Genomic DNA, 22,357 nt, shown 5'->3' on the forward strand with positions numbered 1-22,357 from the left:
TCGGATGCGTAGACTCCGGTGTATGACGGCGACAGCGACGTCGGCCCGGTCGGAGCTCTCCGAGTTGGGACGATCCGAGACCGCTCTGCGGACCTTCCTGCACGGCCTGCCGGGCGTGGACCAGGTCGGCGCGGAGCAGCGGGCGGCACAGCTCGGCACCCGCTCCATCAAGACCACCGCCAAGGCCCAGGCCATCGACCTGGCGATCCGGATGGTCGACCTGACCACACTGGAGGGGGCTGACACCCCCGGCAAGGTGCGGGCCCTCGCGGCCAAGGCGCTGCGCCCCGACCCGGCCGACCCGTCCTGCCCGCACGTCGGCGCGGTCTGCGTCTACCCGGCGATGGTCCCGCACGTGGCCGAGGTGCTGCGCGGAAGTGACGTGCACCTGGCCAGCGTGGCGACCGCCTTCCCGTCGGGCCAGGCCCCGCTGGAGGTCAAGCTCGCCGACACCCGGGCCGCCGTGGCGGCCGGGGCCGACGAGATCGACATGGTGATCAACCGGGGGGCCTTCCTCGCCGGCCGGTACAAGGAGGTCTACGACGAGATCGTGGCCACCAAGGAGGCCTGCGGGGACGCCCACCTCAAGGTCATCCTGGAGACCGGCGAGCTGGCCACCTACGACAACGTGCGGCGTGCCTCCTGGCTGGCCATGCTGGCCGGCGGCGACTTCATCAAGACCTCCACCGGCAAGGTCCCGGTCGCGGCCACCCTGCCGGTGACCCTGGTGATGCTGGAGGCGGTCCGCGACTTCCGCGCCGCCACCGGGCGGCAGGTCGGCGTGAAGCCGGCCGGCGGCATCAAGACCACCAAGGACGCGATCAAGTACCTGGTGATGGTCAACGAGACCGTCGGCGCGGACTGGCTCGACCCGGACTGGTTCCGCTTCGGCGCGTCCAGCCTGCTCAACGACCTGCTGATGCAGCGCACCAAGCTGACGACCGGCACCTACTCCGGTCCCGACTACTTCACCCTGGACTGAGAGCCGATGTTGTTCGAATACGCACCCGCCCCCGAGTCCCGCTCGGTGGTGGACATCAGAACCTCCTACGGGCTGTTCATCAACGGGGAGTTCGTCGCCCCCGCCGACGGCGGCAGCTTCAAGTCGATCAACCCGGCCTCCGAGGAGGTGCTCGCCGAGGTCGCCGAGGCCGGCGCGCAGGACGTGGAGCGTGCGGTCCGCGCCGCCCGGAAGGCGTACGACAAGGTCTGGGGCCCGATGCCGGGCCGGGACCGGGCCAAGTACCTGTTCCGGATCGCCCGGCTCGTCCAGGAGCGCTCCCGCGAGCTGGCCGTGCTGGAGTCGCTGGACAACGGCAAGCCGATCAGGGAGTCCCGCGACGTCGACCTGCCCCTGGTCGCCGCGCACTTCTTCTACTACGCCGGCTGGGCCGACAAGCTGGAGCACGCCGGGTTCGGCGCGAGCCCGCGACCGCTCGGCGTGGCGGCGCAGGTCATCCCGTGGAACTTCCCGCTGCTGATGCTGGCGTGGAAGATCGCCCCGGCGCTGGCCGCCGGCAACACGGTGGTGCTGAAGCCGGCCGAGACGACCCCGCTGACCGCGCTGCTCTTCGCCGAGATCTGCCAGCAGGCCGACCTGCCGGCCGGCGTGGTCAACATCGTCACCGGCGCCGGCGACACCGGCCGCGCGCTGGTCGAGCACCCCGGCGTGGACAAGGTCGCCTTCACCGGCTCGACCGAGGTGGGCCGGGCCATCGCCCGCTCGGTGGCCGGCACCCGCAAGAAGCTCACCCTGGAACTGGGCGGCAAGGCGGCCAACATCGTCTTCGACGACGCCCCGGTCGACCAGGCCGTCGAGGGCATCGTCAACGGGATCTTCTTCAACCAGGGGCACGTCTGCTGCGCCGGCTCCCGGCTGCTCGTTCAGGAGAACGTCGCCGACCGGGTGCTGGAGTCGCTGAAGCGCCGGATGGCCCAGCTACGAGTCGGCGACCCGCTGGACAAGAACACCGACATCGGCGCGATCAACTCGGCCGCCCAGCTGGCGCGGATCCGGGAGCTGTCCGAGGCCGGGGCCGCCGAGGGCGCGGAGCGCTGGTCGCCGCCGTGCGAGCTGCCGGAGCGCGGCTTCTGGTTCGCGCCGACGATCTTCACCGGGGTCACCCAGGCACACCGGATCGCCCGCGAGGAGATCTTCGGCCCGGTGCTGTCCGTGCTGACGTTCCGCACCCCGGCCGAGGCCGTCGAGAAGGCCAACAACACGCCGTACGGGCTGTCGGCCGGAATCTGGACCGACAAGGGCTCCCGGATCCTGTGGATGGCCGACCGGCTGCGCGCCGGCGTCGTCTGGGCCAACACGTTCAACAAGTTCGACCCCACCTCGCCGTTCGGCGGCTACAAGGAGTCGGGCTACGGTCGCGAGGGCGGCCGGCACGGGCTGGAGGGCTACCTCAATGTCTGAGCGGGTCGCGGTACGCAAGACGTACAAGCTCTTCATCGGCGGGAAGTTCCCGCGCAGCGAGTCGGGACGGTCGTATCTCGTGCAATCCGGCAGCGACGGTACCGCGAACGTGTCCCTTGCCTCCCGGAAGGACGCGCGGGACGCGGTCGTCGCCGCCCGCGCCGCCGTCAAGGGCTGGGCCGGGGCGACCGCGTACAACCGGGGTCAGATCCTCTACCGGGTCGCCGAGATGCTGGAGGGCCGACGCGAGCAGTTCGTCGCCCTCGGCGTGCCCGGCGACGAGGTCGACGCGGCCGTGGACCGCTGGGTCTGGTACGCCGGCTGGTCCGACAAGCTCCCCCAGGTGTACGGCGGCGCCAACCCGGTCGCCGGGCCGTACTTCAACCTGTCGGCGCCCGAGCCGACCGGCGTGGTGGCCGTGGTGGCTCCCGAGTCCCCGGCACTGCTCGGCCTGGTCAGCGTGATCGCCCCGGCGATCGTCACCGGCAACACCGTGGTGGTGGCGACCTCACCGACGCAGCCCCTGGCGGCGGTCACCCTGGCCGAGGTGCTCGCCACCTCCGACCTGCCCGGCGGCGTGGTCAACCTGCTCACCGGGCGGATCACCGAGACCGTGCCGGCGCTGGCCGCCCACATGGACGTCAACGCCATCGACCTGACCGGGGTGGCCGACGCCGAGCTGGCGACGGAGCTGGAGGTGAAGGCGGCGCAGAACCTCAAGCGGGTGCTTCGGCCGGCCCCGGCCGACCACGACTGGTCCGCCGACCCGGGTATCACCCGGATGACCGCGCTGCTGGAGACGAAGACGGTCTGGCATCCCAAGGGGGTGTGACGGGTTCTGGCCGGGGGTTTTCCGGGGAGCCCCGCCCGCTCCGGGCGGTCAGGCTTGATCCCTGCGCGGGCGGGGCTCCCCGGAAAACCGTCCGCGGGCAGGTCCGCGGGAGAGGCTCAGCTCAGGGGTGCTGCCTTGGGAAGGGTCAGCTCTGGTGTGCTGCCGTGACATGGGCGCTCGGATGTGCTGGTGGGGAATGGGTCTACTACCGGGGGTAGGATTGCGGCGTGACTCGGCTTGGTGATCTCGAACGTGCGGTGATGGACGTGCTGTGGGACTCGGTCCCGGGGCCGTCGGACGGGATCACCGTGCGGGAGGTGGCCGACGCGCTCGACGGCCGCGAACTGGCGTACACGACGGTGATGACCGTGCTGGACCGGCTCGCCGGCAAGGGCATGGTGCAGCGCGAGCGGGAGGGGCGGGCCTGGCGTTACCGGGCCGCCGCCAGTCGCGAGGCACACATCGCCCAGCTCATGCTCGACGCCCTCGATCTCGGCGGCAGCCGGGACGCCGCGCTGGTGCGCTTCGCCCGTTCGGTGACCGGCACCGAGGCCGAGGTGCTGCGCGCCGCCCTCGGGGCCGAGGCCGACGGGACCGGAAGCGGTGCCGCGCTGACCGACCGGGTCGAGGCGCCCTCGGCCGACGGGGTCGGCCAAGGGCCCCGGGTCGACAAGGCAGCGGACCGGTAGGGCGGCGGTCGTGGCGTACGCCCTGCACTTCGCCGCGTCGATGCTGGCCTGCTGGCTGACCGCGCAGGTGCTGGCCCGCTCCACCTGGACGTGGCGCAGCCCCCGGGTGGCGATCGTCTGCTGGCAGGCGGTCGGTCTGGCCCTCGGGCTCTCCGCCATGGGCGTACCGATGGCGCTGGGCCTGGCCGCCTACGACCGCCCGACCGGCAGCGCGCTGGTCGCCCTCGCCACCGACCTGAGCCACGGCGCCCTGCCCGTCGGGCTGGGCGCGGCACACCTGGCCGCCGTCGGGGTGGGCTTCGGCATCGGCGCGGTCCTACTGGGCACGACCGTCCGCAGCATCCACGGCACCGTACGCGCCCAGCGCCGGCATCGGGACCTGCTCGCCCTGGTCGCCCGCCGGGACCCGACGGTGCCCGGCGCGCTGGTGCTCGACCATCCGAGCGCGGCGGCGTACTGCCTGCCCGGGATGAGGCCCCGGGTCGTGGTCAGCGCCGGCACCCTCGACCTGCTGGACAGCGCCGAACTGGCAGCCGTGCTCGCTCACGAGCGGGCGCACGCCCAGGAACGGCACGACCTGGTGCTGCTGCCGTTCACCGCGCTCAGCCGGGCGCTGCCCTGGTTCGCCTGGGTCCGCGAGGCCCACGATCGGGTCGCCCTGCTGGTCGAGATGCGGGCCGACGACAAGGCCCGGGAGGCGCACGCCGACGCCCCGCTGGCCGGCGCGCTGCGCCGGTTCGCCGCGGCCGGCAACCGGATCACCCCGGCCGGCGCCCTCGGGCTGGGCGACCGGGACCTCGACGTCCGGGTGCAGCGGTTGCTGGTCGCCGACCGGCCGCCCCGGCTGCTCGGGACCGCCGCGCTGGCCGTGGCGACCACCGTGGCCGCCCTGCCGGTCTCCCTCTTCCTGAGCTGACAGCGGCGGGCCACCGCCCGGCCGCCCTCCGCACCGCGCCGGAGTTACCACTGCGTGGATCGTGCCCGACCATGCTGGAACCAGACCCGCACGGCCGTGTTGGGGCGAGACCCGCACGGCCGTGCTGGGACTGGACCCGCACCGCCTGCGCGAGCGCGACCCGCCCGTTCCTCGCCACTCCCCCACAACTACTACGACTCGTCGTAGCATCATCCACGACGGGCCACAGTTACGTGTAGGGAATCTACGTGTAGGCTGGCTACGACAAGCGAGCCAACCGTACGGAGAGCCGGCAATGGACACCCTGTTCCTCGCCCGCCTGCAGTTCGCCACCACCACCTCGATCCACTTTCTCTTCGTGGCGGTCACCCTCGGCCTGGTCACCCTGCTGGTCGGCCTCCAGACCGCCTCGGTGATCACGAACAAGCCGGTCTACGAGCGGCTGACCCGGTTCTGGGGCCAGCTCTACGTGATCAACTACGTGCTCGGCATCGCCACCGGCATCGTGATGGAGTTCCAGTTCGGGCTGAACTGGAGCGGCCTCTCGCGCTACGTCGGCAACGTCTTCGGCGCGCCGCTGGCCATCGAGACGCTGGTCGCCTTCTTCCTGGAATCGACGTTCCTCGGCATGTGGATCTTCGGCTGGCACCGGTTGCGCCGGGGCGTCCACCTCGCCCTGCTCTGGGGGGTCGCGATCACCGCGTACGCCTCCGCGTTCTGGATCATGGTGGCGAACTCCTGGTTGCAGAACCCGGTCGGCTACGAGGTGCGCGACGGGGTCGCCCACCTCACCGACTTCTCCGCACTGTTGGACAACCCCACCCTCCACATGGCGCTCGGGCACGTCGTCACGGCGGCCCTGCTGGTGGGCGGGATGCTGATGGCGGCGGTCAGCGCGTGGCACCTGCTCCGGCGCACCCCCGACTTCGCGCTGCACCGCAAGGGACTGCGGATCGGCCTGGTCACCTCGGCGGTGGCGATCTTCTTCGTGCAGGGCTTCGGGTTCGCCCAGTTCTTCGCGATCGGAGACGTGCAACCCACCAAGTTCGGCGACGACCCCGCCGCCGCGCCGCTGATCGCCGACTGGACCGCCCGGTTCGGCCCCGGTGACTACACCCCGCCGGCCCTCGCCAACGTCGGCCTCGGTTTCATGATCCTGATCGGTTTCACCCTCGGCCTGCTCTGGCTGATGCTCCCGCTGCTCTGGCGGGACTGGGTGATCCGGCTGCGCGTACCGCTGTGGATCCTCCAGTTCGCCCTGCCGCTGCCGTTCGTCGCGATGATCCTCGGATGGATCGCCCGCGAGGTCGGCCGCCAGCCCTGGGCCGCGTACGGGCTGCTGCCCGTGGACCAGGCGGTGTCGCCGGTCAGCCCGTGGCTGATGCTCGCCTCGCTGATCGGTTTCAGCCTGCTGCTCGGCGCCCTGGCCGTCACCAACTGGGTGCTGCTGGCCCGGCACGCCGCCCGGGGCGCGCACGACCCGGCCCTCGGCCGGCAACCGGACCAGCCGCCGGCCGACCCCCGCCCCGAGCCCGCCTTCGCCTGAGGAGACGACCGTGGAACTCGCCTGGTACGCCCTGCTCGGGCTCTTCTTCGCCAGCTACCTGGTGCTCGGCGGCTACGACTACGGCGTCGGCCTGCTGCTCGCCCGGGGCACCGACCCTGCCCGCCGCCGCGCCGCGCTCAACGCGGTCGGCCCGTTCTTCCTCGGTAACGAGGTCTGGCTGGTGGCCGCCGTCGGCATTCTGTTCGGCGCCTTCCCCGTGCTGGAGGGAGAACTGCTCTCCGGCTTCTACCCGGCCGTGTGCGGCGCGTTGACCGGGGTGGTCCTGGTGACCGCCGGCGTGCAGCTGCGCAGCCGCCCCGCCGGGCAACGGGCCCGCGCCTGGTGGGACCGGGTCGTGGTGGTCGGCAGCGTGCTCGCCGCGCTCGGCTGGGGCGCCGTGCTGGCCGGGCTGCTCCAGGGCGTACCGCTGCATGCCGACGGCCACGTCGCCGGGGTGACCCACCTCTTCACCCCGTTCGTGGCCGCCGCCGGGCTCGCCGTCGTCGCGCTGGTCGCGCTGCACGGTGCGACCTTCCTCACGCTGCGGCTACCCACCGCCGACGCCGCGCCGGTCGGGCGACTGGCCGCCCGGCTCGTCCCGGTGGCGCTCACCGCCGTCGGCGCGGCCACCGTCCTCGGCCTGCTCTCCGCCGACGTACGCGCCGCCGCAGGGCAGCCTGTGGCGGGCATACTGCTGCTGTCTTTGCTGGTCACGGCGCTGCTGGCGGCCCGGGTGGCGCTCGCCCGGCGGCGGCCGGGGCTGGCCTTCGCCGCCACCTGCGCGGCCCTGGCACTGCCGGTGGCGCTGGTCGGCGCGACCATCTGGCCCCACGCGCTGGTTTCCACGATCGAGCCGAGCGCGTCACTGACCGTGACCGAAGCAGCGGCTAGCACCCCCACTCTGCGGCTGCTGGGCTGGCTGACGCTGCCGCTCCTGCCGGCCCTACTAGGCTTTCAGGCAATGTGCTGGTGGGTGTTCCGGGGACGGACCGACGGCAGGGCACCGGTGTACTGGTGAACCGCCGTCCCTTCGACCCGCGTCTGCTGCGCCGGGTCCCGGGGGCTCGGCGCGACCTCGCCGTGCTCGCGCTGCTCGGCGTGCTGGCGGCGGGGCTGGTCGTCGCGCAGGCGACCGCGCTGGCCGCGCTGCTGGCGACCGCGTTCGACGGGCGGCTGGACCGGCCCGCGCTGGCCGGCTTCGCCGCCTCCGTGGCCGCCCGCTCGCTGCTGGTCTGGGCGCAGGGCACGGTGTCGGCGCGGATCGCGGCGACGGTCAAGGCGGCGCTGCGCGCGGACCTGCTCGGGGCGGTCGGTCGGCACGGCCCCGGCTGGGTCGCCGGCCAGCGCGCCGGACAGTTGGCCACGCTGACCGGGCGTGGGCTGGACGCGCTGGACGCCTACTTCACCGGCTACCTGCCGCAGCTGGTGCTGAGCGTCACCGTGCCGCTCGCCGTGCTGGCCCGGATCTTCGTCGCCGACTGGAGCTCGGCGCTGATCATCGCGGTCACCCTGCCGCTGATCCCGATCTTCGGCGCGTTGCTCGGCTGGCAGGCGCAGGCCGCCACCGAACGGCAGTGGCGCCGGCTCTCCCTGCTCGGCGGGCACTTCCTCGACATGGTCGCCGGGCTGCCCACGCTGCGCGCGTTCGGTCGGGCCCGGGCGCAGACCGAGGTGGTCCGCCGGATGGCCGACGGCCACCGGGTGGCGACCATGAAGACGCTGCGGATCGCCTTCCTCTCCGCCCTGGTGCTGGAACTGGTGGCCACCCTCTCGGTGGCGCTGGTCGCCGTGCCGGTCGGCATCCGGCTGCTCGGCGGCGGGCTGACCCTCCAGACCGCGCTGCTGGTGCTGCTGCTCACCCCGGAGGCATACCTGCCGCTGCGGGCGGCCGGCGCCCGGTTCCACGCCAGCATGGAGGGCCTCACCGCGCTGGACGACGCGCTCACCCTGTCGGCCACCGCCCCCGCGCCGACGGCGCGCGGCGTGGTCGCGGCCACCCCCGACGGCCGCGGCGAGATCCGGTTCGAGGCGGTGACCGTGGCGTACGAGCGGACCACCGCCCTGCGCGACGTCACGCTGACCATCCGGCCGGGCGAGCGCATCGCCGTGATCGGCCCGAGCGGCGCCGGCAAGAGCACCCTGCTCGGCCTGCTGCTCGGCTTCGTCACCCCGACCGCCGGCCGGGTCACCGTGGGCGGAGTGGACCTGGCCGACGCCGACGGTGACGGCTGGCGCCGCCAGGTGGCCTGGGTGCCGCAGCGGGCCCACCTCTTCGCGGCCTCGCTGGCCGACAACATCCGGCTCGGCGCGCCGGACACCCCGGACACCGCGCTCGCCACGGCGGTGCACGACGCCGCCCTGGACGACGTGGTCGCCGGGCTGCCCGACGGGCTCGCCACCGTGCTCGGCGAGCGCGGGTACGGCCTGTCCAGCGGGCAGCGGCAGCGGGTCGCGCTGGCCCGCGCGTTCCTGCGGGACGCCCCCGTGGTGCTGCTCGACGAACCGACCGCCCGACTGGACACCGCCGCCGAGGCGGTCGTCCTCGACGCCACCCGCCATCTGGTTGCCGGGCGGACAGCGCTGCTGGTGGCACACCGGCCGGCGCTGCTCGCCGACGCGGACCGGATCCTGCGGATCGAGAACGGCCGGGTCACGGAGCTGACGCCCACGTCGGCCGGGGAGGCGACCCGATGACCGACGAGCCCCTGCCGCCCGGCACCCGGCCCGCGCGTGCGCGTGCCGGCTCGGCCGAGCGGACCGTGCTGCGGCTGGCCCGGCCGTACCTGAACCGGCTGCTCGGCGCGGGGCTGCTCGCCGCCGCGACCGAGTTCGCCGGCCTCGCCCTGATGGCAACCGCGACCTGGCTGCTGATGAGCGCGGCCGGCCAACCCCCGCTGGACCGCCTCACCGTGGCGATCGTCGCGGTCCGGGCGCTGGCGATCAGCCGGGGGGTGCTGCGCTACACCGAACGGCTCGCCGGGCACGACGCCGTGCTGCGGCTGATCACCGACGTCCGGGCCCGGGTGTTCGGTGCCCTCGCCGCCCGCCAGACGGCCCGGCAACGCTCCGGCGACGCGCTGAGCCGGCTCGTCTCCGACGTGGAGGCAGTCCAGGACCTGCTGCTGCGGGTGCTGGTGCCGGCCTCGGCGGCGGCGCTGGTCAGCGTGCTCGCCGTCGGCGGGGCGGCGCTGATGTCGCCGGCCGCCGCCGGGGTGCTCGCGGTCGGGCTGCTGGTCGCCGGAGTCGCGCTGCCCGCCCTGGCCACCGTGCTGACCCGGCGGGCCGCCGCCGAACTGGCGCCGCTGCGCGGCGCCCTCGCCACCGACGCGGTCGACCTCACCCACGGCGCAGCCGACCTGGCCGCGTTCGGCGGCACCGGGCATGCGCTGGAGGCCGCCGGGGCACGGGCCGAGCGGCTGGCCCGGCTGGAACGGCGACTCGCCGCCACCGGCTTCGCGGTCGACGCCACCGGGGTGCTGGTGGCCGGGCTGACCGCTGGCGCGGTGGTGCTCGCCGCGCTCGCCGACGGCGTGGACGGGGTGCTGGTCGGCGTCCTGGCGGTCGGCACCCTCGCCGCCGTGGAGATCGCGCTGGCGTTGGTCGGGGCCGCCCGGCAGTGGACCCAGCTCCGGACCGGCCTGACCCGGGTCGCCGCCCTGTTGGAGGCCCCGGCCGGTCCAGCCGCGTCCGACGGCGCACCGGTCGACCCCGGGCCGTACGACGTGCGGTTCGAGCAGGTGACCGTCCGGTACCGGGAGGGCGCCCCGCCCGCCCTGGACGGGTTCAGCCTGGAACTGCCGCCCGGCCGCCGGGTGGCGGTGGTCGGGCCCAGCGGCGCCGGCAAGAGCACCCTGGCCGCCGTCCTCACCGGCGCGGTACACCCCGAACACGGGCGGATCGTCCTCAACGGGCGGGAGCTGTCGGCGTACCGGGCCGAGGAGTTGCCCCGCGCCGTCGGCGGGCTGCTCGCCGAGGCGTACGTCTTCCACGCGTCCGTGCGGGAGAACCTGCTGCTCGGGCGACCCGACGCCGACGAGGAGGAGTTGGCGACGGCGACCGCGGCGGCCGGCCTGCTGGACTGGGTACGCGAACAGCCGGACGGCTGGGACACCGTGGTCGGCGAGGAGGGCGGCCAGCTCTCCGGCGGCCAGCGGCAGCGGCTCGCGCTGGCCCGGGCGCTGCTCGCGGCGCCGGGTGTGCTGGTGCTCGACGAGCCGACCGAGGGGCTCGACCCCGCCGCCGCCGACACGGTGCTCGCCTTCGCGCTGGCAGCCACCCCGGCCGGGCATTCCGTGCTGCTGATCAGCCACCGGCTCAGCGGGCTCGCCGAGCTGGACGAGATCGTGGTCCTGGACGCCGGCCGGGTGGCCCAGCGTGGCCGGCACGCCGAGCTGGTCACCGCCCCCGGCTGGTACCGGGACCAGTGGCTGATCCAGGAGGCGGCCGAACGCGGGTACCTCGCGCTGCGCCCCTGACCGGTGCCCGCCCCGCCCCGTCCCGTCAGCATGGCCCCCGCGCTCTCGCACAGGGCCCGGCTGAGGCCGGCGGCTCCGGGTCGGGCCAGGGTTTGTCCCCGAGGACGCCGGCGGCGAGCCGTGACAGGGTGAGGCCATGCGGGGCGAGAACGACGCGACGATGGTGGAGCAACGGCTGCGGGAGCTGGGCGTACGCCTGCGGGGGCCGCGCCGGCTGAAGTCCGACCTGCTGACCGAGGCGCGGCACGGGCTGCTGGACGCCGTCGACGCGTACCGGGAGGACGGGTTGTCGGCGACGGAGGCGCAGCGCCGGGCGGTGGCCGAGTTCGGCTCGCCTGCGCAGCTCGCCCCGGCTTACCAGGCGGAGCTGGCGGCGGGTGCGCTGCGAGGGCTGTCGCTAAGGGTCATCGCACTCGCCACGGTCGCGTTCGTCGCCGGTGACCTCACCTGGCAGGGGTCGAGCTGGGGCGGCACCCGGCCGCCGGCTGCCTACCAGCTCCTGTCGGCGTCGGTGGGCTGGATCTGGGCGGCGGCGTTCGTGCTGGCCGTGGTCGGGCTGCTGCCGGCCGGCCGGTCGGTGCTGCGCGGCGGTGCCGGCGACCGGGCGGTGGGGGCGGCCCTGACCGGGGTCCTCGCCCTCGGCGTGCTGGCCGGCTCGGCCCTCTTCACGTGGTCACTCGGCCTCTGGGACGCCGCGCTCACCTGGCCGCCCATGATCATCGGCGTGGTGCTGGCCGCCGCCGGCTATCTCTGGCTCGGCCGGGCCGCCCGTACCTGGCTGCTCGCCAGCCGCTGACCCGCCGGATCCGGCACGGCGTGGCGATGGGCATGGCCGGATCGCCGCACGACCCTCAGGCCGGCGCGGTCGGTGGCGGGTCGGTGTCGAGGAACCGGCCGACGGTGGAGCGGAACTCGTGCCATCCGGACCGCTCCCCGGCCAGCGCCCGCCGGCCGTCGTCGGTCAGCTGGTACGTCCGCCGCTCCCGCCCATTGACGGTGCTCCAGGTGCTGGACACGTGGCCGGCCCGCTCCAGCCGGCGCAGCGCCGGGTAGACGGTGCCGGTCGGCAGGTCGAGCTGACCGTCGCTGCGGTTGCGTAACGCCTCGATGATCGCGTAGCCGTGCAGCGAACCCTGCTCGAGCACTGCGAGCAGCAGCGCGTCGAGGTGTCCGTGCAGCGCCTGGGCCTTCATGTGTAGCAACGCTACTTGTCACCGGCCCGCTCCGCCACCGGGGTGCGACACCGGTCACCCGGAGACGCCCACTAGGGTATGTGCCCAGAGTCACTCGTCGGCGGTGGACGCCGGCGGGTGGGCAACCCGAAGCACACGGAGGTCAGCGTGGCCCGCCAGTCGCCCCAACGGCCCGACGCCGACGAGCCTGAGCTCGACGACGCCGATGCCCCGGCCGAGTCCGGCACCGCACCCCTTTCGGCCGAGGCCGCCCGCGCCCTCTGGGACGAGTTGCGGATCGACCCGGTGGAGATCGCGCTGCCCGCCGGCACCGGCTACACGCTGCGGGCGTACCGGCCGGCGCGGGAGCTGACCCCGACCGACGTCGCCGAGCGCGACCAGGACGACCCGTTCCTGGCCCGCCGTCAGGTCGCGGAGGACGACGCGGAGGACGACGACGAGGCCGTTGTCATCCTCGACGAGGATGTCGCGCAGGAGTTCGCCGAGAGCGACGAGGACGAGGCCAAGGGCCGCCGTCGCGACGCGACCGACGACGAGGACGCCGAGACCGACTCCGAGGACGAGGACGAGGACGAGGCTGGCGACGAGGAGGTGCCGCTCTTCCTCAGCCACCGCGGAAAACTGCTGCTCTTCAAGACGCCTGAGTCGCTGGTCAGTTTCATCCGTTCCGGGGCGCCGAACGACCTGTCTCAGCTGGACAGCTGGAATGAATTGTCCGAACGGGTCGAGCCGGCCGACATCGCGCCACTCGACGAGGACATCTACGAGCTCGACCTGGTGGTGGAGAACCTCCGCGGCGGGCACGACACCTGGGACCCGACGCTGCTCATCGAGGCCGGCGAGGTGGCCCGCGACCTGGCGTACGGGCTGCGGCTTCCTGCGGTGCTCGACATGCTCTCCGCCGGCTCCAGCCTCGATGACCTGGACGAAGCCCTGCGCGCCACGGTCAACGGCGGCGTCGGCGGGTTCTTCGGTCGGCGTCGGCTGAAGAAAATCGGGGCACAAACCGCAAGTTTGGGTTGGCGCACCATTGTCGGCAAGATCTCTGCGGTCGTGGACTGGCGCGACTGACCCTTTACGGGGAGCATCAGTCTCTGGCAGTGAAAGCCTTGTGTCCCGGGAGGAGGACGACGCCGTGGCGCTCGTGCGCGTGTACTGCGGTCTGGCCTCGGCGGATCCGGCCGACCGACCGGCCTCGGCCGGTTCGACGCTGACGTCCGCTGTGGTCGACGACGCAGGCCGTCTGCTGCATGTCTGCGAGATCGGCGACGACCCCGCCGGATACGCCCGGCTGGTCGCGCTGCTCGTGGAGCGGTCGGGCGGGCCGAGCGGTGCGGCCATCGCCGCCGACAGCGACGACCACACGGTCACCTCGCTGCTCAGCGCCGCCGGTCGTCCACTGGCGATCGCCGACGACGACTCCGTCGACGACTTCGCCGAGCGGTTCGCCGACGACGACTCCCTGGAGGAGATGCAGTCGCCCCCGGCCGAGCGGCACGCGGTCGGACTGGCCCGCGCCCTGCAGGCCGGCGCCCTCTCCGCCGTCACCCTCCCGACCCCCCGGGACCTCGCCGGTTACAAGCAGGTCCTCGCCGCGCACGCCGCCCTGGCCAGCGGCCGGCACTCCGCCGCCGTCACGCTGCGCGAGGTGCTCCGCGAGCTCTACCCGGCCGCGTTGCGCGCCTACCCGGACCCGGCCGAGCCGGTCTCGCTGGCCGTGTTGGACGCGTTGCCCGAGCCCGGCATGCTGAGCGGCGCCGTCGGTCGCGGCGGCGATGTCCCGGTCGCCGTGGAGGCGGTCGCGGCGCGCCTCGCCGCCGACGGGATCGCCGACGCCGACGAGATCACCGACGCGGTGACCGCCCTGCGGGTGGCCATCAGCGAGACGCCCCGGCGTGCCACCGTGAACCGCGCCCTCACCTCCGCGGTCGCAGAGACCGTGCGGCAGGCGGTCGCCTCCGTCCTGGCCTGCGACGCCGGCTGCCAGGCCCTGGTCGACGCGCTCAACGACCGGGTCGGCACGCCCGTCGTGTCGGCCCCGGGCCGCCGCGCCGCCACCCGACATGGCGAACCGCTCGCCGACGTGCCCGGACTCGCCCCCACCGGCGGCAGCCTGCCCGGCTTCCCTGCTGCTGGCGGCGACCTGTCCGGACTCGCCCCCACCGGCGGCCTGCGTGCCCTGCGGCCCGCAGAGCCCGAGCCCACCCCGAGCGGTGGCCGCCGGAGCCGACCCGAGCCCGTCCCCGGTGTGACGCCGCCCCCGGTCCCCCGGCCGCTCGGCCCGCCGCCGGTCGCACCGGCCCCGATCGCCCCGCCCCCGATCGCACCGACGCCGATGATGCCGGCCGCGGTCGCCGGTCCCCCGGTCTCCGCGCCCCCCGCACGGCCAGGCCCGCTGCCCAGCCGGATCGACGGCCCGACCAACCGTCCGGTGTCCGCGCCGCCTCCTCCGCCGCCGGGCATCACCCCCATCGCCCCCGCCCAGCGGGGCACGGTGCCGCCCGCCGAGGCGGGGGAGCCGTTCCGCCCCACCCTGACCACCGCGGCGATCCAGAACGCCCGCGCCGAGCGCCAGCGCACCGTGATCCCGCCCCGCCCTAAGACCAACGGCGAGTCGGCCACGCCCACGGGCGGCTTCAGCGCCACCGACCTCAACGTGCCCGTGCCCACGCCGCGCCCCGGCCAGGCGTCCGCTTCCCCGGCCGCCCGGGCGGAGTCCGCGCCCCCCGGCTCCCGGGCGAACTGGCCGCTGGTCAACAACCCGGAGGACCCGGCCGACAGTTCCGCGAAGAACCCGGTCGTCGGCTCCTACGGCGACCGTGGCGGGCGCGGCGTCGACGCCCCGACCGATCCGGGGGCGGAGCGCCGGGTCACCCCGCCCTGGCTGGCCGACGACCTGCCCCAGGAGCCCCCGGTGCTGCGGCTGGTCGAGCCGCCGCCGCTGGCCGACCGCGCGCTGCTGGCCGGGACGGGCCCCACTGCCGAACCGCAGCCCGAGACGCCCCCGCTGCGGCTGGTCGACCGCGAGGAGGCCGCACGCAGCGGCCGGCCGGCCCCCCGTGACGAGCGGCCTGGAGCCGAGTACCGGCCCGCACCGCCGATGGAACGCCGCCCCCCGCCCGTGTCCGATGAGGGCGACGGCGACCTGCTGATCTTCGCCCAGGCCAAGTCCGCGTGGTTCGTAGGACACGACGACGAGTCCGACATGGACTGGTCCACCACGGCGGACACCGGCTGGCAGGCGGCCGAGCAGGCCGCCCGCCCGGCAGTCGGCGCCGAGACCCCGGCCGGGCTGCCCAAGCGGGTCCCCCAGGCCAACCTCGTCCCCGGCTCCCCGCTGCGGGACGAGCGACCACTGCGGATCGTCCGCGACGCGGCGAGCCTCGCCGAGAACACCACCGGCTACTTCCGCGGCTGGCGCCGGGGGCAGGAGATCGGTGGGTTCGCGGTCGGCGGCCGGCCCGGCCGTGAGGCCGCCGGCGGCTGGGACTTCACCCGCGACACGGGTGACCGCGACGACGACCGGGAATACGAGTACCGCTCCGCCGGCTACCGCTCCTGACCGCCCGGAAACCGCCTCCCACCTGCGTGTTCCTGCCCACACCCGGATAATTTGACGCCGGGTCGCGGTGGCCGGGAGCATACCGGCGGAACGGCCGGCGGCAGGGGTCGCCGGCTGGGAAGGCGACTCAATGGCGACATCGGCAACCGGCCCCTCCGCGTTCACCCGTCGTGGTCTGCTGGCCGCGACGGCGGGCACGCTCCTGCTCAGCGCCTGCGGGCGCGGCGAGGCGGGCGAGGGCGACCCGGTCAGCACGGTCACGCCAGGCGGCCAGGGGCTGCTGATCGGGGCCAGCCTGGAGCTGACCGGTCCCGGCGCCGCACTCGGCGTGCTACAGCACCGGGCGCTGGAGATCACCCTCGAATCGCTCAACGCCAAGGGCGTGCCGGTCGGCAACCTCCGCCGCGCCGTACGGCTGGAGGTTCGGGACAACACCGGCGACGCCGCGCTGGCGGCCCGGCACGCCACCGAACTGGCCCGCGACACCGGCGTGCACGCCCTGGTCGGCGGCACCATGGCCGAGACCTCGATCGCCCTGGCCGGGGTCGCGCAGAAGGAGCGGGTGCCGTTGCTCTCCCTCGCCTTCGGCGACGGGATCGTGCTGCCGCTGGCGCAGCGGACGTACGTCTACAAGATGACTCCGGACGCCGGCGACATGGCCCGGCGGCTCGCCCGGCTCATCGCCTCGCAGCGGCTGTCCCGGGTGGCGTTGCTGGCCGCGGCCGGCCTGCACGGCGACTCCGGCGTACGGGCGATGACAGGGGCCCTGCGTACGGCCGGGGTGGCGCTGGCCTCCGGCACCCGGCTGCCCCGCACCGGCGAGGACTTCCGCCGGGCGGCCCGGGCGGCGACGGGCTCCCGCCCCGACGGGGTGGTGGTGTGGGCGACCGCCCCGGACTCGGCCGCCGCCGTCGGGGCGCTGCGCCGGGCCGGCTACGACGGCCCGGTGTTCCTCGACGCGGGTGCGGTCGCCGAGCAGACCCTGGAGGCCGGGAACGCGGCCCTCATGGAGGGCGCGCACGCCGTCCATCCGACCTCGCTGGGCGGGGCGATGCTCACCAACACCACCATGTCGGCGTTGGACCGCAAGGAGTTCATCTACCGCTACGTCCAGCTGCACGGCGGATTCAGCGGCTTCGCCCCGTACGCGTCCGACGCGGTGCAGCTGATCGCCGACGCGGCGCGGCTCTCCACCAGCGTCGACCGTGGGCGGATCCGGGCGTTCCTGCAGAACCAGGTCACCGAGGGGATGGCGGGAATGTACTCCTTCACCCCCATCCGGCACGGCGGCATGGACCAGGGCTCGCTGGGCATCTACACCGTCAGCGCGGGTGCCTGGACGCGGGTGTCCTGACGCCGGCGGTGCGCGCCCGGCAGCGCCGCCTCGTCGACGGTCCGAGCCTGGCGCCGCCGCATCGACGGTCCGAGCCCGGCAGCCCGCGTCGACGGTCCGAGCCCGCAGAGGTGGCCCGGTGCCGTGGTGCGGGCAGCGACGAGCACCCGGTGGCGGCCGAGGCCGTCCACCGGGTGCGGTCGCGTCGATCAGGCCGGCGCGACGGCGCGCGTACGCCGCATGGTCAGCACGTACTCGACCAGCGAGATCAGCACGTGCTTCGTCGACTCCCGGTTACGGGCGTCGCAGGCCACCACCGGCACGTCGCCGGAGATCGCGAGCGCGTCCCGGACGTCCTGCGGGTCGTGGTACTGCATCCCGTCGAAGCAGTTGATGGCCACCAGGTACGGCAGCCGCCGATGCTCGAAGAAGTCGATCGCCGCGAAGCAGTCGGCCAGCCGACGGGTGTCCACCAGCACGACCGCGCCGATCGCGCCGCGGACCAACTCGTCCCACATGAACCAGAACCGGGTCTGACCCGGCGTACCGAACAGGTACAGAATCAGGTCACGGTCGATCGAGATGCGGCCGAAGTCCATCGCCACCGTGGTCGTCGTCTTGCCCGGCACCTGCCGGGTGTCGTCGACGCCCACGCCGGCGGAGGTCATGATGGCCTCGGTCGTCAGCGGCGTGATCTCCGAGACCGAGCCGACCAGCGTCGTCTTGCCGACGCCGAATCCCCCGGCGATAACGATCTTCGCCGACGTCACGCGCCCACTCGGGGTCGGCGGGCGGTGCGACATGTCAGAGCCTGCGAAGTCCACTCAGCACCCTCTCCAGCAGTTCAGTGCCCACCGCGTCGTCCGAGTCGTCCAGAATAGTCGGCTCGTGGACCGCGACCAGGCCATCCGTCGCCATGTCGGCGATGAGCACCCGGGCCACACCGAGCGGGAGCTGCATCCGCGCCGCGATCTCGGCGAGCGACTGCACACGTCCGTCACACAGCGCGGCGATGTACTGGTGCTCGCGGCCCTGGCCGCCGTTGCCAGTGGCAGCGGCGCGGCCGCGCACCGTCGTCTCGACGAGCGCCTCCAGCGCGATGTCGAGGCGGGGGCGGGTACGACCACGGGTCACGGCGTATGGACGGACCAACGCTCCGGTCGGTTCGTCACGATCGGCCATGTCGCCGTTCACCTCCTTCGCACCCGGCACCGGCTCCGGATGGAGCCCGTCGTCGTTGTCGTTGTCGCCCCGCGGACCTCACGGGTCAACAGGTCGTCAGCCCAGCATTCCCGCAGCCGCACGTGGCTGCGGGGTCAACGCGTCGCCCACCCGGTCGACGAGCAGGGCCATCTCGTAGCCCACCTGTCCCACGTCGCTGCTGCGGGCGGCGAGCACCGCGAACGACGATCCGTCCGAGATGGACATCAGGAACAGGAAGCCATTGTCCATTTCCACCACTGTCTGCAGCACCGCGCCTCCCTCGAAGCAGCGGGCCGCCCCCTGGGTGAGGCTGACCAGGCCGGACGCGATCGCGGCCAACTGATCGGCCCGGTCACGCGGAAGGTCCCGTGACGACGCCAGGAGCAGTCCGTCCGCGGAGACGGCGACCGCGTGCGCGACACCGGGTACCCGGTCGGCGAAGTTGGCCAGTAGCCAACCGAGATCCTGCGTAGTTGTCATCGTTCTTGCTCCTTCTGCCCGCTCCCGGCCATCGGGCCTGAGCCAGACTGCGAGGATTGCTGCCCTCCCGGAGCCGCCTCCGGGTTGGTCGGGTTGCTGTCCGACGGGTTCGTACGACCCCGTTGCACGCCCCGATGGTAGGCCGAAAGCAGGCCCCGGACACCCTCCGGCGTACGCCGCTGCACCGATGCGGCCGGCTTCTCCACCGCACCGGGCACCAACTGCGCCATCGGGGTGCGCTTGGGCAGCCCCGTCGTGGTGGTCGCCACGACGGGCACCTCGGTCGCCGCCGAAGCGGCACGCCACCCGTCGTCGGCCGAGGTCTGCCAACCGCCGGTCTGCTGCTGAGAGGGGCGGCGGTGACCGAAGCTGCCGGCGACGCCGGAGCGACCGCCCTCGTTGGCCGTCGGTCCGTTCTCGCGCGGCGCCCCTCCGGCCGCCGGGGTGTCTGCCATCGGTGCGTTACCTGTCGTCCCGGGTGATGTCGGCTGCACGGCCCGACCGCCGGCGTCGACCCGGGCGAACTGCTGGGTCGGCGCACCGCTGGTCGGCGTCTTCGCGGCGGCCGTCGGCGTCTCCTCCTCCGTCCCCGGGCGGCGGGTACGGAACCAGGCCGACTCGAGCTCCCGGAAGATCGGCAGCTCCATCGTCTCGTCCGCGTACCGCTGCCGGCTCTGGGCTGGCGGCGTGGTCGGCCGCGCCTGCGGGGCGGCCGGCGCCGGCGGAGCTGCCTGCTCGGGAGCCTGGGCAGCCGGGGCCGGCGCACCGGACCGCGACACTCGCGGCAGTTCGGTGGTCATGTCCAGCGCGGCGGCCAGACGCTCCGGTACCGGCGGGGTCGCCGCGTCGCGGTCCGCACCGACGACCGGCGGCCAGGCCGGCGGCGCCGGCGTGCTCGGACCCGGCAGGCCGGGGGCCTGACGTTGGGGCAGCGGGCCGGCCGGCGGCGCCGAGACCGGCGGGCCGGAGTACGGCACGGCCGAGACCGGGCCGGAGTACGGATGGCCGGAGACCGGAGACGCGGAGACCGGCATGCCGGAGACCGGCGGGCTGGACACCGGCGGCGCGGAGTAGGGCGCCGGCGGGGTGGACACCGGCGGGCCCGCGTAGGGCACGGGCGGCGCGGAGACCGGCGGGGCGGAGTACGGCCGGGCCTCGGGGCTGCTGGGCAGCTGCCGCGGGATGGCCTGCTGCTGGCCCGTGGCGTCCTGGTCGTCGGCGGACCGCCGCTGCGGCAGCGGGTCGATCGGCTGGCCGTTCGACGTGCGGGGCCGGAAGGCCTCGCCGCCGTTGAACCCGCTGGCGCCGGTCAGGTCGGACCAGGCCGGCATGGACCGCGTGGTGCCGGCCGAGGCCGGCGTGCCGGCCCCGTTGCGCGGCGCCGGGTCGAACGGCCGGCCGCCCAGGGTGACCTGGTTGCCGGACTCGCCGGGGCGCTGGGTGGGCAACGGACTGGCCGGGCTGTTGCCGAGCGCCGGCAGCGGACTGGCCGGGCTGTTGCCGAACGCCGGCAGCGCGCCGAAGGCCGGGGCCGGGCCGGGCGACTGAGGGCCGGGCGACGGCAGCGGACGGCCGGAGAGCGCCCGGGGCACGAGCACCGAGGTCGGCATGACCACCTCGGCGACGGTCCCCCGGTCGGTGCCGGGACGCAGCTCGACCTTGACGCCGTGCCGGGACGCCAGGCGGGCGACCACGACCAGGCCCATCATCCGCGAGACGGCCACGTCCACCTGCGGCGGTGTGGCCAGCCGCTCGTTGAGGTCGTGGAGCTGTTCGGGGCTGATCCCGATGCCCTGGTCCTCCACGTAGAGCGACGCGCGGTCGCCGACGCGCCGGGCCTCCACCATGACGTGCGAGTCCGGCGACGAGAAGGCGGTGGCGTTGTCGAACAGCTCGGCGACCAGGTGGACCAGGTCGTTGACCGCGTGCGCCGAGACCTCGATGTCGCGGTCGATGACCCCGAACTCGATCCGGGTGTAGTGCTCGACCTCGGACTGGCCCGCCCGGAGCACGTCGATCAGCGCGGCCGGCTCCCGCTGCACGCGGGTGGAGTCGGCGCCCGCGAGCACCAGGAGGTTCTCGTCGTTGCGGCGCATCCGGGTCGCCAGGTGGTCGAGCTGGAACAGCTCGGCCAGCCGGTCCGGGTCCTCCTCGCCGCGCTCCAGCCGGTCGAGGTGGCCGATCAGGCGGTCGACCAGGATCTGCGACCGGCGGGCCAGGTTGACGAACATCGTCGCGACGGACGCGCGCAGGGCGGCCTGCTCGGCGGCGGTGCGGACGGCCTCCAGGTGGACCGCGTTGAACGCCTCGGTCACCTGGCCGAACTCGTCCTTGCTGCGCACCGGCAGCGGTTCGGCGATCTGGTTGGCGAGCTGCACCGGGGAGAGCTGCCCGGTGACCTGGGGGTCGCGCAGCCGGGCCACCGCCTGGGGCAGGCCGTACTGCGCGATGGAGAGGGCGCCCTGGCGCAGGTCGCGCAGGGATCGGGCCATCGAGCGGGCGACCAGGTAGGCGAAGAGGATCGCCAGGAGCAGCATGCTGAGCAGCAGGCCGGTCTCCAGGAACACCTGGCGCTGCACGTCCGAGCGCAGGTCCTCGGCGAGCGCGACCACGTCACGGTCGATCTTCGTCTCGACCGTGCGGATCAGCTTGGCGTTGGCCACCATGGCCGCGTCCCACTGGTCGGCGTCGAACGGTGCGCCGGTGAGGCTGTCGGCGGTGGTGATGCCGTTGAGCCAACTGTTGTACGTGTTCGCCTCGCGCAGGTCGGGGCCGGCGACCGCCTGGGCGTAGTACTCCTGCTCGGGCTGGCTGGCCACCACCTGGAAGCTCTGCAGCCACTGGCTGGAGCCGGTGCTGGTGGCGATGTACTCGTTACGCAGGTTCGGGGTGAGCCGCTGCTGGATGAACGCCCGGTGCACCACGTCCCGGCGGCGGGACAGGAACTCCTTGTTCCGGGCGGTGGCGGTCGACGCGCGCATCTTGTCGCTCAGCTCGTTGTCACCGGCGAGCTGGGTGGCCGAGTCGCGGATGCTGATCAGGTCGTCGATCAGTCCGTCGTACGCCTGCATCGCCGGGACGAGCCCGAGCTTGCCGTTGAAGACCTGGCTCCGGGTGCCGGGCAGGTCGATCAGCGTCTGGTCGATCTCGCCCAGCAGGGTGTCGAAGTTGGCCGGGAGGTCCTCGACCTCGGCCCGCTGCTGGGAGTACAGCCCCTTGGCCTTGTCGACGCCGGCGTTGGCCTGCTCGTACGCCTGCTTGTAACGGGCGTTGTCCTGGTTGCGCGGCACGCCCAGCAGGCGCAGCGCGTTGGTCCGCTCGTTCTGGAGGGTGTCGACCAGGTCACCCGAGTAGCCGACGAGGTTGGCCAGGTCGCCGGCCCGGTTGGCGTTGTTCAGGGTCTCCAGGTGGTCGACGAGGCCGCTGGTGCCCACGACCACCGTGGCGATGGTCGGCACGATCATGATGAGACCGAGCTTGGACCAGATCGGCATGTCGCGGAGCCGACCGGTGGGCCGGCGCAGACGCGACAGGAAGGAGCCCTCCGCCTTCGGCCGTTTACTCACGTCACCGCCCTCGCGATTTCCGGACTGCGCTGCCCCTGGACAACGCCCAGCGTCCGACCCTGGGGGTCGGACCATCCGAGATTCCATCACGCCACCCCTGAAAGAGAAAGCCCAGGTTGGCCGCAGCCGGAGGTGTGATG

Annotated in this window: 18 protein-coding genes; 13 read left to right on the forward strand and 5 right to left on the reverse strand. The window is 73.9% G+C overall.

Going from position 1 to position 22,357, the window contains the following annotated elements; genetic code table 11:
• The first annotated feature begins 22 nt into the window (after positions 1-22).
• The 10 genes from deoC to GA0070608_RS05770 all read left to right on the forward strand — a co-directional run bounded on the left by deoC (position 23) and on the right by GA0070608_RS05770 (position 11,676).
• Complete coding sequence (deoC, locus tag GA0070608_RS05725; protein WP_091622919.1) at positions 23-982, forward strand: deoxyribose-phosphate aldolase; 960 nt, start codon at positions 23-25, stop codon at positions 980-982.
• 9 nt (positions 983-991) lie between these two features.
• The gene (locus GA0070608_RS05730; RefSeq protein ID WP_091634387.1) at positions 992-2,422 is read left to right on the forward strand and encodes an aldehyde dehydrogenase family protein; all 1,431 of its coding nucleotides are present in this window, start codon (positions 992-994) and stop codon (positions 2,420-2,422) included.
• A complete protein-coding gene (locus GA0070608_RS05735; protein ID WP_091622922.1) occupies positions 2,415-3,254 on the forward strand; it encodes an aldehyde dehydrogenase family protein in 840 nt (279 codons plus the stop codon). Before GA0070608_RS05730 ends, GA0070608_RS05735 begins: the two co-directional genes overlap by 8 nt.
• A 227-nt stretch (positions 3,255-3,481) precedes the next feature.
• Complete coding sequence (locus GA0070608_RS05740) at positions 3,482-3,943, forward strand: BlaI/MecI/CopY family transcriptional regulator (RefSeq protein ID WP_245715707.1); 462 nt, start codon at positions 3,482-3,484, stop codon at positions 3,941-3,943.
• A gap of 10 nt (positions 3,944-3,953) precedes the next feature.
• Positions 3,954-4,859 carry a M56 family metallopeptidase gene (locus GA0070608_RS05745; RefSeq protein WP_091622924.1) on the forward strand — a complete coding sequence of 302 codons (906 nt, stop codon included), beginning with the start codon at positions 3,954-3,956 and terminating at the stop codon, positions 4,857-4,859.
• Between the two features lie 295 nt (positions 4,860-5,154).
• Positions 5,155-6,405 (forward strand): cytochrome ubiquinol oxidase subunit I, encoded by a 1,251-nt coding sequence (locus GA0070608_RS05750; protein WP_091622926.1) that lies wholly within the window; start codon positions 5,155-5,157, stop codon positions 6,403-6,405.
• 10 nt (positions 6,406-6,415) lie between these two features.
• Positions 6,416-7,423 (forward strand): cytochrome d ubiquinol oxidase subunit II, encoded by a 1,008-nt coding sequence (locus GA0070608_RS05755; protein ID WP_091622928.1) that lies wholly within the window; start codon positions 6,416-6,418, stop codon positions 7,421-7,423.
• Positions 7,420-9,099, forward strand: coding sequence for a thiol reductant ABC exporter subunit CydD (gene cydD / locus GA0070608_RS05760; protein ID WP_091634391.1), 1,680 nt, complete (start codon positions 7,420-7,422; stop codon positions 9,097-9,099). The genes GA0070608_RS05755 and cydD overlap by 4 nt, the downstream gene beginning before the upstream one ends.
• Positions 9,096-10,880 carry a thiol reductant ABC exporter subunit CydC gene (cydC, locus tag GA0070608_RS05765; RefSeq protein WP_091622931.1) on the forward strand — a complete coding sequence of 595 codons (1,785 nt, stop codon included), beginning with the start codon at positions 9,096-9,098 and terminating at the stop codon, positions 10,878-10,880. Before cydD ends, cydC begins: the two co-directional genes overlap by 4 nt.
• A gap of 136 nt (positions 10,881-11,016) precedes the next feature.
• Entirely contained in the window at positions 11,017-11,676 is a 660-nt protein-coding gene (locus GA0070608_RS05770; RefSeq protein WP_091622934.1) for a permease prefix domain 1-containing protein, read from the forward strand.
• A 55-nt stretch (positions 11,677-11,731) separates the two neighbouring features.
• On the opposite strand, the gene GA0070608_RS05775 is transcribed toward GA0070608_RS05770, so the two are convergent.
• Positions 11,732-12,073 (reverse strand): PadR family transcriptional regulator, encoded by a 342-nt coding sequence (locus GA0070608_RS05775; RefSeq protein WP_091622937.1) that lies wholly within the window; start codon positions 12,071-12,073, stop codon positions 11,732-11,734.
• 117 nt (positions 12,074-12,190) lie between these two features.
• Between GA0070608_RS05775 and GA0070608_RS05780 the strand changes: the two genes are divergently transcribed.
• The 3 genes from GA0070608_RS05780 to GA0070608_RS05790 all read left to right on the forward strand — a co-directional run bounded on the left by GA0070608_RS05780 (position 12,191) and on the right by GA0070608_RS05790 (position 16,989).
• Positions 12,191-13,144, forward strand: coding sequence for a DNA primase (locus tag GA0070608_RS05780; RefSeq protein WP_091622940.1), 954 nt, complete (start codon positions 12,191-12,193; stop codon positions 13,142-13,144).
• A gap of 40 nt (positions 13,145-13,184) precedes the next feature.
• Entirely contained in the window at positions 13,185-15,635 is a 2,451-nt protein-coding gene (locus tag GA0070608_RS05785) for a transposase (protein WP_091622943.1), read from the forward strand.
• A 130-nt stretch (positions 15,636-15,765) separates the two neighbouring features.
• Positions 15,766-16,989 (forward strand): ABC transporter substrate-binding protein, encoded by a 1,224-nt coding sequence (locus tag GA0070608_RS05790; protein ID WP_091622945.1) that lies wholly within the window; start codon positions 15,766-15,768, stop codon positions 16,987-16,989.
• 188 nt (positions 16,990-17,177) lie between these two features.
• On the opposite strand, the gene GA0070608_RS05800 is transcribed toward GA0070608_RS05790, so the two are convergent.
• The 4 genes from GA0070608_RS05800 to GA0070608_RS05815 form a co-directional block, all read right to left on the reverse strand.
• Positions 17,178-17,771, reverse strand: a complete 594-nt coding sequence (locus tag GA0070608_RS05800; RefSeq protein WP_091622951.1) for a GTP-binding protein — start codon at positions 17,769-17,771, stop codon at positions 17,178-17,180.
• A gap of 1 nt (position 17,772) precedes the next feature.
• Positions 17,773-18,150 carry a DUF742 domain-containing protein gene (locus GA0070608_RS05805; protein ID WP_091634396.1) on the reverse strand — a complete coding sequence of 126 codons (378 nt, stop codon included), beginning with the start codon at positions 18,148-18,150 and terminating at the stop codon, positions 17,773-17,775.
• A gap of 96 nt (positions 18,151-18,246) precedes the next feature.
• Positions 18,247-18,651 carry a roadblock/LC7 domain-containing protein gene (locus tag GA0070608_RS05810; RefSeq protein ID WP_007455462.1) on the reverse strand — a complete coding sequence of 135 codons (405 nt, stop codon included), beginning with the start codon at positions 18,649-18,651 and terminating at the stop codon, positions 18,247-18,249.
• Positions 18,648-22,217 carry a sensor histidine kinase gene (locus GA0070608_RS05815; RefSeq protein WP_091622955.1) on the reverse strand — a complete coding sequence of 1,190 codons (3,570 nt, stop codon included), beginning with the start codon at positions 22,215-22,217 and terminating at the stop codon, positions 18,648-18,650. Before GA0070608_RS05815 ends, GA0070608_RS05810 begins: the two co-directional genes overlap by 4 nt.
• Positions 22,218-22,357 lie beyond the last annotated feature (140 nt).

This window comes from Micromonospora peucetia (genome assembly GCF_900091625.1).
GTDB lineage: Bacteria > Actinomycetota > Actinomycetes > Mycobacteriales > Micromonosporaceae > Micromonospora > Micromonospora peucetia.

Coding starts and splice junctions, on each gene's coding strand:
- GA0070608_RS05790 (WP_091622945.1), top strand. CDS start 15,766: ATGGCGACATCGGCAACCGGCCCCTCCGCGTTCACCCGTCGTGGTCTG.
- GA0070608_RS05805 (WP_091634396.1), bottom strand. CDS start 18,150: ATGGCCGATCGTGACGAACCGACCGGAGCGTTGGTCCGTCCATACGCC.
- GA0070608_RS05775 (WP_091622937.1), bottom strand. CDS start 12,073: ATGAAGGCCCAGGCGCTGCACGGACACCTCGACGCGCTGCTGCTCGCA.
- deoC (WP_091622919.1), top strand. CDS start 23: ATGACGGCGACAGCGACGTCGGCCCGGTCGGAGCTCTCCGAGTTGGGA.
- GA0070608_RS05750 (WP_091622926.1), top strand. CDS start 5,155: ATGGACACCCTGTTCCTCGCCCGCCTGCAGTTCGCCACCACCACCTCG.
- cydC (WP_091622931.1), top strand. CDS start 9,096: ATGACCGACGAGCCCCTGCCGCCCGGCACCCGGCCCGCGCGTGCGCGT.
- GA0070608_RS05800 (WP_091622951.1), bottom strand. CDS start 17,771: ATGTCGCACCGCCCGCCGACCCCGAGTGGGCGCGTGACGTCGGCGAAG.
- GA0070608_RS05810 (WP_007455462.1), bottom strand. CDS start 18,651: ATGACAACTACGCAGGATCTCGGTTGGCTACTGGCCAACTTCGCCGAC.
- GA0070608_RS05735 (WP_091622922.1), top strand. CDS start 2,415: ATGTCTGAGCGGGTCGCGGTACGCAAGACGTACAAGCTCTTCATCGGC.
- GA0070608_RS05770 (WP_091622934.1), top strand. CDS start 11,017: ATGCGGGGCGAGAACGACGCGACGATGGTGGAGCAACGGCTGCGGGAG.